The organism is Kocuria rhizosphaericola (assembly GCF_044462205.1).
Classification (GTDB): domain Bacteria; phylum Actinomycetota; class Actinomycetes; order Actinomycetales; family Micrococcaceae; genus Kocuria; species Kocuria rhizosphaericola.
Genome location: NZ_JBISWK010000066.1, coordinates 20,293 through 28,820, shown reverse-complemented (window position 1 = coordinate 28,820; position 8,528 = coordinate 20,293). Strand labels below are relative to the sequence as shown.

Below are 8,528 nucleotides of genomic sequence, written 5' to 3'. Positions count from 1 at the left end.
CGCGCACCGCCGCGCGGGAGGCCGAGGCCGCGGCCCAGGAGGTGCTGCGCGCCCACGACGCCCAGCGCGCCCGCGCCGAGACCCTGCGCGCCGCCCTGCGCCAGCCCGACGGCTCGGCGGCCGTCCACGACCGGCACGCCGAGACGGTGCTCGGTGCCGTCGTCGACCTCGTCGACGTCGAGCCCGGCTGGGAGCGGGCGGTGGCCGCCGCCATGGGCCCCTTCGCCGAGGCCCTCGCCGTTCGCTCCCACGGTGCGGCCGTCTCCGTCTTCGAGTCCCTGCGCGCCGAGGGCGTGGGCCGGGTGCACCTGCTGGTGGCCGGGGACGCCCCGGCGGGGTCCGCTCCGCCCCCGGCGGTCCCCGACCGGCCCGGGGTCCGGCCGGCCGCGGCCGTGTTGCGCACCGCGGCGGGCGACGGCCGGGACGACGACGACGTCCGGCGCGGCGCGGCCGCAGTCCGGGCCCTGCTCGCCGGGACCGTGCTCACGGAGGACGCCGCCACGGCGGCCCGGATCGTGGCCGATGCCCCCGGGCTGACGGCCGTCACCCGGGACGGCGACGTGTTCACGGGCACCAGCGCCTGGGGCGGGGCCGCGGAGGCGGCCGGCACGCTCGAGACCCGCGCCGCGGCCGAGGCCGCGGAGGCGGAGCGGGCCGAGCTCGCCACCGCCCTCGAGCGGGCGCGTGCCGCGTCCCGGACGGCGTCCGGGGCCCGGGACGCCGCCCGCCGGGCCGCCGAGGAGACCGCGGGGCTCCTGCGCGCCGCCGAACGCACGGCGGACCGGGCCGCGTCCGAGCTGTCCCGGGTCCGGGCCGTGCTGGACTCCGCCGAGGCGGAGACCCGGCGCTTCGACGAGCAGGTCGCGGCCGCGCGGCAGCACCTGGCACGGGAGCAGGAGCGGCTGCGCGAGGCCGCCGAGCGGCTCGAGGCCGCGGAGGAGCACGGCGAGGAGGACACCGAGACCGTCCAGCTCGAGGCCGCCGCCCGCCGCGACGGGCTGCACCGGGCCGCCACGACGGCCCGCACCGACGAGACGGAGGCCCGGCTGGCCCTGCGCTCGCTGGAGGAGCAGGCCCGCGCCCTCGGCAACCGGGCCGCCTCCCAGGAGCGGGCCGCCGCGGCCGAGCGCCGGGCGCGGGAGGAGGCGGAGCGCCGGGCGCGGCGCCGCCGGCTCCAGGCCCGCAACGCCGAGGCGGTGCTCGCCGGCGCCGAGCAGCTGCTCGGGCTCGTGACGTCGTCCGCGGCGGCCGCCGCCGCGCAGCGGGACCGGGCCGAGGCCGTCCGCGCCGGTCTGGACGCGGAGCTGACGGACCTGCGCGCGGCGAACGACCGGCTCGCCGCGCGGCTCGCGGAGCTCACCGACTCCGTGCACCGGGACGAGCTGGCCCGCACCCAGCAGCGCGCCCGGATCCAGGCGCTGGAGGACCGGTCCCTCGAGGAGCTGGGACTCACCCCGGACTCGCTCGTGGAGCACTACGGTCCGCACCTGCTGGTCCCCGACCCCGGGGCCCCGCAGGACGCCGGGCGACCGGGCTCGGCGCCCACGGCGGCCGACGACGGCCAGGACGCCCTGTTCGGCGCCGCGTCCGACGTCGGGTCCGGCGCCGCGGAGGGCGCCCCGTACGTGCGCGCCGAGCAGGAGCGGCGGCTGCGCCGGGCCGAGAAGGAGCTCGCCTCCCTGGGGCGGGTGAACCCGCTGGCGCTGGAGGAGTTCGCGGCCCTCGAGGAGCGCCACCGCTTCCTGGCCGAGCAGCTCGAGGACCTCAAGCGGTCCCGGCAGGACCTGCGCAGCATCATCCGCGACGTCGACGAGCACGTGGAGCGCGTCTTCACGGAGGCCTACGCCGACACCGCGCGCCAGTTCGAGAGCGTCTTCGCCATCCTGTTCCCGGGCGGGGAGGGCCGGCTGCGCCTCACCGACCCCACGGACATGCTCACCACCGGGATCGACGTCGAGGCGCGCCCGGCCGGCAAGAAGATCAAGCGGCTGTCCCTGCTGTCCGGCGGGGAGCGCTCGCTCACGGCGATCGCGCTGCTCGTGGCGATCTTCAAGGCCCGGCCCTCGCCCTTCTACGTCATGGACGAGGTCGAGGCGGCCCTCGACGACCGCAATCTCGGCCGGCTGCTGAACATCTTCCGCCAGCTGCAGGAGACCTCGCAGCTGATCATCATCACCCACCAGAAGCGGACCATGGAGATCGCCGACGCCCTCTACGGGGTGGCGATGCGCGGGGACGGGGTGACCACCGTCATCGGCCAGCGGCTGGCCGAGCTGCGCTGAGCCCGCCGGGACGCGAACCCGTGCCCGCGGCGGCGGCCCGGACCCGCCGCCGCACTCCACCGCACTCCGGCCCGGTGTCGTCCTACTGTCCGGAGCCCCGCACGGACGGCCTGTCGGGCCGCTCCATCGTGTCCCGCACCGGCAGCCAGGCCCCGGCCGCCAGCAGCATGATCGCCCCGGAGACCCCGAAGGCCCAGCCGAAGCCCGCGGCGTCCGCCAGCGCCCCGGCCACCACGGGCCCGAGGATCTGCCCGGCGTCGGCGCTCATCTGGAACCGGGCCAGCACCGGCCCGCCGGCCCGGTCCGGGCCGATGACGTCCGCCACGGTCGCCTGCTGGCCCGGGTTCAGCGTCCCGGAGCCCATCCCGGCCACGAGCGAGAGGACCACGAACCACGGGACGTCCTGGACCAGGCCCAGCGCCATGGTCGCGACTCCGTTGAGCACCAGACCGCTGAGCACGAGCGGCCTGCGCCCGAACCGGTCCGTGAGCCGGCCCGTGACCGGCAGGGTCATCGCGTTGCCGGCGGCGTAGACGGCCAGGGCCAGGCCGGCCACGGCCGGACCGGCCCCGAGCACGGCGACCGCGAACAGGGGCACGAGGGCCACCCGGATCCCGTGGGCGGTCCACCCGTTGGCGAAGCTCGAGACCAGGGCGGAGCGGTAGGCCCCCACCCGGCGGGCCTCGGCCACGGTCATGACCTGCTGGTCCCGGCGGTCCTTGCCGGTGCCGAGGACCTCGTCCTTGAGCCGGAAGTGCACCACCGCCACCGCCACGAGCAACGACACCGCGTAGATCAGGAACGGCACCTGCATGCCGAAGCCGGCGAGCAGGCCGCCGACCACGGGGCCGAGCACCCCGCCCACCAGGAACGCGGAGGCGTAGTAGCCCGAGACCCGCCCGCGCATCCGCGGCGGCGCCAGCCGCACGATCAGGCCCATCGCCGAGATCGTGAACATGACCGAGCCGATCCCGCCGAGACCCCGGAACAGCAGCAGCTGCCAGTAGGTCTGGGCGAACGCGGTGGCCGCCGAGGACAGCGCGACGATGAGCACGCCGGTCACGTAGGTGGGGCGCTCGCCGATCCGGTTCAGGATCCGCCCGCCGGCCGGCGCGAAGAGGAGCCGGGCCACGGCGAAGACGCTCACCACGGCCGAGGCGGCCGCCACGCCGACCCCGAAGGTCGTGGCGAACTGGGGGAGCACCGGCGCCACGATGCCGTAGCCGATCGCGATGACGAAGGCGGCGGCGATGAGCACCATGATCTGCTGGGGGACGCGCTCGCGGTCGGGGGCGGCGGCTGGGGGCTGAACGGGCACCCGTCGAGTCTAGGACCCCGGGCGGCGCCCCCGACCCGCGGCCAGCGGCCCGCGCACGGGCTGTGTGAGAAGCTGGGGGGCGTGGATTCGATACCCGTTCTCGCCTACGTCCTCATCGCCGTCGTGGTCCTCGGCCTGCTCGGCCTGGTCCTGCTGCGGGGGCCCAAGGCGCCCCGCGGCGGCTACCCCGCCACCCGGGACGCCGACGACCTCGAGGGCGGTCCGGTCGCCGCCCCGGGGGATCTGGAGCCCGGCACCGCGCCGGCCCCGCCCGAGGCCGCCCGCCCGGCTCTCGACCGCCCCGAGTCGGCGGCGTCCCGGATGGCGCGGCTGCGCGGGCGGCTGGCCAAGTCCAACAACGTCTTCGGCAAGGGCCTGCTGGCCCTGCTCGCTCGCGACCGCATCGACCAGGACGTGTGGGACGAGATCGAGGAGACGCTGCTGCTCGCGGACCTCGGCACGGACTCGGCCATGGACCTCGTCGAGGCCCTCCAGCGCCGGGTCAAGGTGGAGGGCACCCACGACCCCGCCCACGTGAAGGCCATGCTCCGGGAGGAGCTCGTCGCGCTGGTCGACCCCTCGATGGACCGGTCCCTGGCCGTGGACCGCAAGGGGCCGATCCCCGCCGTCGTCCTCGTGGTGGGCGTCAACGGCGTCGGCAAGACCACCACCGTGGGCAAGCTCGCGCGCGTGCTCGTCGCCGAGGACAAGGACGTCGTCCTCGGCGCCGCGGACACCTTCCGCGCCGCGGCCGCCGACCAGCTCTCCACGTGGGGCGCCCGTGTGGGCGTGCCCACCGTGCGCTCGCAGGTCGAGGGCGCCGACCCGGCCTCCGTGGCCTACGACGCCGTGACCGCCGGCATCGAGCACGAGGTGGACGTCGTGATGATCGACACCGCCGGCCGGCTCCAGAACAAGGCGGGCCTGATGGACCAGCTCGGGAAGATCAAGCGGGTCGTGGAGAAGGCGGCGACCGTCGACGAGGTGCTGCTCGTCATCGACGCCACCACCGGGCAGAACGGCATGACCCAGGCGCGGGTCTTCGCCGAGGTCGTCGACGTCACCGGCATCGTCCTCACCAAGCTGGACGGCACCGCCAAGGGCGGCATCGTGGTCGCCATCCAGAAGAGCCTCGGGGTGCCGGTCAAGCTCATCGGTCTCGGCGAGGGGCCGGACGACCTGGCGCCCTTCGAGCCCGAGAGCTTCGTGGACGCCCTGCTCGACTGATCCGTCCCCCCTTCGCCCCACACGCCCGCCGCAGTTCACGCACGCGTAACCATTGCGGCGGGCGTGAAACATGTCCGCAACCCCGCGCGGCGGCGGACGAAACATCTCTCTCGGAGACTCGGTAGGGAACGGTGAGCACCGGACGGCCCCACGGGGAACGGGCCAGTGACACCGGTGACCGGACCAACCTTCAGAGAGAGGTGCACATCGTGGAAATCACCGCTGGACACGTGTGGACGATCGTCGCGGCAGCCATGGTCTTCTTCATGACCCCGGGACTGGCCCTGTTCTACGGAGGGATGACCCGCGCCAAGGGCGTCCTCAACATGATGATGATGAGCTTCATCTCCATCGCCTTCGTCTCCGTGGTGTGGGTGCTGTGGGGCTACTCCATGAGCGGCGGGGACCCGCTCCTGGGCGGGCTCACGGGCAGCCCCGTGCCGTCCTTCGCCCTGGGCGACATCATGGGCAGCGAGGACCTCCTCGGCGCCGCCTACGGCGGGACCTTCGCCATCATCACCGTCGCGCTGATCTCCGGGGCGATCGCCGACCGCGCCCGCTTCGGCGCCTGGGCCGTGTTCGTGCCCGTCTGGGCCACGCTCGTCTACGCCCCCCTGGCCTACATGGTCTGGGGCGGCGGGCTGCTCACCGAGGACGGGGCCATCGGCTCCGCGATCGGCGAGGCCATCGACTTCGCCGGCGGTCTCGTGGTGCACATCAACGCCGGTGTGGCCGCGCTCGTCCTCATCCTGATCGTCGGCGCCCGCCAGGGCTTCGGCAAGGACCCGGGCCAGCGCCCCCACAACCTGCCGCTCGTGATGCTCGGCGCCGCGATCCTGTGGTTCGGCTGGTTCGGCTTCAACGCCGGGGCCGCCGGCACCGCCGAGCAGGCCGGGCTCATCTGGATCAACACCCTCGTGGCCCCCTCCGCCGCGATGCTGGGCTGGCTGCTCACCGAGCGCATCCGCGACAAGCACGCCACATCCCTGGGCGCCGCCTCCGGCGCCGTGGCCGGGCTCGTGGCCATCACCCCGGCCTGCGCCAACGTCTCCCCGGTCTGGGCGATCGGGATCGGCTTCGTGGCCGGCATCTGCTCGGCGCTCGCCGTCGGGCTCAAGTACCGGATGCGCATGGACGACTCCCTGGACGTCATCGGCGTGCACCTGGTCTCCGGCGTCGTCGGCACCGTGGCCCTGGGCTTCGTGGCGCTGCCCTCCGAGGGCACGGCGGGCCTGTTCTACGGCGGCGGCTTCGGCCTGCTGCTCACCCAGGTCGTGGCGGTGCTCGTCTCGGTGCTCTACTGCGCGGTGCTGACCTTCGTCATCGCCTTCGCGATCGACAGGACCATCGGCTTCCGGATCCCCGTGCGGGACGAGATCGACGGCATCGACATCACTCAGCACGCCGAGTCCGGCTACGCGCTGGCCGGCGACGCCACCGGGTCCTTCACCCCGGGCCGGCACACCGCCGGGGAGGGCGCCACGTCCTTCGAGCCCGGCCGCTCCGAGCCCGTGCACAGCTGAGCCGTGCGGCGAACACCGGCGCAACCCACCCTCACGAAAGGCACCCCTTCCATGAAACTCGTCACCGCGATCGTGCGCCCCGAGAAGTTCAAGGACATCAAGTCCGCGCTCGAGTCCTACGGCGTCCAGGGCATGACCGTCCAGAACGTGCACGGCTACGGGCAGCAGCGCGGGCACACCGAGGTCTACCGCGGCGCGGAGTACACGGTGGACCTGCTCGAGAAGGTCCGGGTCGAGATCCTCGTGGACGACCACCAGGCCACCGACATCGTGGACGTCATCGTCTCCTCCGCCAACACCGGCCGCGCCGGTGACGGCAAGGTGTGGGTCACCGACGTGCACCAGGCCGTGCGCGTGCGCACCGGCGAGCGCGACGAGACGGCGCTCTGACCCCACCGGTCCCGACGGCCGGTCCCCNTCCGCCGGGAGGGGACCGGCCGTCGTCGTCGCGCTGCGGCGACGAGGGAGGGCCCCGCGCCGCCCGGAGTTGCTAACCTTGGACACTGACCCGCCACACCGGGCCGGGCCGCGGCCCGCGGCGCAGACCGCGGGGCACCGGCCGCCTCCCTCGACGAAAGCAGCTTTCGACCCGTGTTCAATTCACTGTCCGACCGGTTGACCGCCACCTTCAAGAACCTCAAAGGCAAGGGACGCCTGACCGAGGCGGACGTCGACGCCACCGTGCGCGAGATCCGCCGCGCGCTGCTCGACGCCGACGTCGCCGTGCCGGTCGTGCGCGAGTTCACCGCCGCGGTCAAGGAGCGTGCCCTCGGGCTCGAGGTCTCCGAGGCGCTGAACCCCGGCCAGCAGGTCGTGAAGATCGTCAACGAGGAGCTGCAGAACATCCTCGGCGGCCAGACCCGCCGGATCCGGATGGCCAAGACCGGCCCCACGATCATCATGCTCGCCGGTCTCCAGGGCGCCGGCAAGACCACCCTGGCCGGCAAGCTCGGCAAGTGGCTCAAGGGCCAGGGGCACCGTCCCCTGCTCGTGGCCTCCGACCTCCAGCGGCCCAACGCGGTCACGCAGCTCCAGGTCGTGGGCGAGCGCGCAGGGGTGCCGGTCTACGCCCCCCACCCGGGCACCACCTCGGAGTTCGACGACCCCACGGGCGATCCCGTGCAGGTCGCCCGGGACGGCGTGGCCCAGGCCCGCGCGCGGCTGCACGACGTGGTCATCGTGGACACCGCCGGCCGGCTCGGCATCGACGAGGCCCTCATGGAGCAGGCCCGCGACATCCGCGACGCCGTGCGCCCCGACGAGGTGCTCTTCGTCATCGACGCGATGATCGGCCAGGACGCCGTGAACACGGCCCAGGCCTTCAACGAGGGCGTCGACTTCACGGGCGTGGTCCTGTCCAAGCTCGACGGCGACGCCCGCGGCGGCGCCGCGCTGTCCGTGGCCTCCGTGACCGGCAAGCCCATCATGTTCGCCTCCACCGGTGAGAACGTCGACGACTTCGAGCAGTTCCACCCGGACCGCATGGCGTCCCGCATCCTCGACATGGGTGACGTCCTCACGCTGATCGAGCAGGCCGAGAAGCAGTGGGACCGCGACGAGGCCGAGAAGATGGCCCGGAAGTTCACCGACCAGGAGGACTTCACCTTCGAGGACTTCCTCGCCCAGATGCAGCAGCTGCGCAAGATGGGGTCGATGAAGAAGATGCTCATGATGATGCCGGGCGCCGCCGGCATGCGCGAGCAGCTCGAGAACTTCGACGAGCGCGAGATCGACCGCGTCGAGGCCATCGTCCGGTCCATGACCCCGCACGAGCGGGTGGCGCCGAAGATCATCAACGGCTCCCGGCGCGCCCGCATCGCCAAGGGCTCCGGGGTCACCGTGTCCGAGGTGAACCAGCTCATGGAGCGCTTCGCCCAGGCGCAGAAGATGATGAAGCGCCTGGCACAGGGCAAGAGCGTGCCCGGCATGCCCGCCGGCATCCCGGGGATGCCCGGGGCGGGTGGCGGCCCGAAGAAGGGCAAGGGCAAGGGCTCCGCGAAGAAGAGCGGCTCGCGCTCCGGCAACCCCGCCAAGCGGGCGCAGGAGAACGCGGCCCTCGAGCAGCAGCGGAAGCAGAAGGCGCCCGCCGGATCGGCGTTCGGCGCCGCCCAGGGGCAGCCGGACCCCGCGGACCTGAACCTTCCCAAGGGCTTCGAGAAGTTCCTGGGACAGTGATCG

The 8,528-nt window shown here is 73.8% G+C and carries 6 protein-coding genes; 5 read left to right on the top strand and 1 reads right to left on the bottom strand.

Features of this window, described 5'->3' with window-relative positions; genetic code table 11:
• Nucleotides 1–2,282 (top strand): AAA family ATPase (locus tag ACH9D2_RS06835; protein WP_396362090.1); only part of this gene is annotated, 2,282 nt, incomplete at its 5' end.
• Between the two features lie 82 nt (nucleotides 2,283–2,364).
• On the opposite strand, the gene ACH9D2_RS06830 is transcribed toward ACH9D2_RS06835, so the two are convergent.
• Nucleotides 2,365–3,600: an MFS transporter gene (locus tag ACH9D2_RS06830; protein WP_396362089.1), complete on the bottom strand. Its 1,236-nt coding sequence runs from the start codon at nucleotides 3,598–3,600 to the stop codon at nucleotides 2,365–2,367.
• Between the two features lie 81 nt (nucleotides 3,601–3,681).
• Between ACH9D2_RS06830 and ftsY the strand changes: the two genes are divergently transcribed.
• The 4 genes from ftsY (at nucleotide 3,682) to ffh (ending at nucleotide 8,525) form a co-directional block, all read left to right on the top strand.
• Nucleotides 3,682–4,827 (top strand): signal recognition particle-docking protein FtsY, encoded by a 1,146-nt coding sequence (ftsY, locus tag ACH9D2_RS06825; RefSeq protein WP_396362088.1) that lies wholly within the window; start codon nucleotides 3,682–3,684, stop codon nucleotides 4,825–4,827.
• A 209-nt stretch (nucleotides 4,828–5,036) separates the two neighbouring features.
• A complete protein-coding gene (locus ACH9D2_RS06820) occupies nucleotides 5,037–6,350 on the top strand; it encodes an ammonium transporter (protein ID WP_396362087.1) in 1,314 nt (437 codons plus the stop codon).
• A 51-nt stretch (nucleotides 6,351–6,401) separates the two neighbouring features.
• Nucleotides 6,402–6,740 carry a P-II family nitrogen regulator gene (locus ACH9D2_RS06815; RefSeq protein ID WP_058874620.1) on the top strand — a complete coding sequence of 113 codons (339 nt, stop codon included), beginning with the start codon at nucleotides 6,402–6,404 and terminating at the stop codon, nucleotides 6,738–6,740.
• Between the two features lie 201 nt (nucleotides 6,741–6,941).
• Nucleotides 6,942–8,525 carry a signal recognition particle protein gene (gene ffh, locus ACH9D2_RS06810; RefSeq protein ID WP_396362086.1) on the top strand — a complete coding sequence of 528 codons (1,584 nt, stop codon included), beginning with the start codon at nucleotides 6,942–6,944 and terminating at the stop codon, nucleotides 8,523–8,525.
• The last annotated feature ends 3 nt before the right edge of the window (nucleotides 8,526–8,528 follow it).